Raw genomic sequence first — 572 nt, 5'->3', positions numbered from 1 at the left:
CATGTAGATTTCGCCTTCTTCTTCTGAGTCAGTGTTGATCAGAATATCAGCCTGCAACCAGCCGGGCCGCAAACCAAACGCGCCATCCATGCCGGACTCTTCGGTCATGGTCAGCAGCACTTCCAGCGGACCATGCTCAACGCGGTCATCCGCCAGCACCGCCAGCGCGGATGCCATGCCGATACCGTTATCAGCGCCAAGCGTAGTGCCGCGCGCTTTTACCCATTCGCCATCAATGTAGGGCTGAATCGGGTCTTTGGTGAAGTCATGTACGGTGTCGTTGTTTTTCTGCGGCACCATATCCAGGTGCGCCTGCAGCACAACTGGTTTGCGGTTTTCCATACCTGCTGTTGCCGGTTTGCGCAGCAGAATATTGCCAACCTGATCGCGTTCCGCATGTAAGCCTTTTTCTTTCGCCCAGCTCATGATGTGCGCGGCGAGTTCTTCTTCATGGTAAGACGGATGAGGAATAGAACAGATTTTGGCAAAAATATCCCACAGCGGTTGTGGCGATAGTTGAGACAATTCAGACACGATGAGTCTCCTTTAAAAGGCCTGCCAGCATATTTTGC

General features: G+C 53.0%; 1 protein-coding gene. It reads right to left on the bottom strand.

Annotated elements, in window-relative coordinates; translation table 11 throughout:
• Nucleotides 1-534 (bottom strand): M20/M25/M40 family metallo-hydrolase (locus ACYVHC_RS21750; RefSeq protein ID WP_460615840.1); only part of this gene is annotated, 534 nt, incomplete at its 3' end.
• Nucleotides 535-572 lie beyond the last annotated feature (38 nt).

This window comes from Hymenobacter seoulensis, from assembly GCF_054780535.1.
This window is presented reverse-complemented; position numbering and strand designations above follow the sequence as displayed.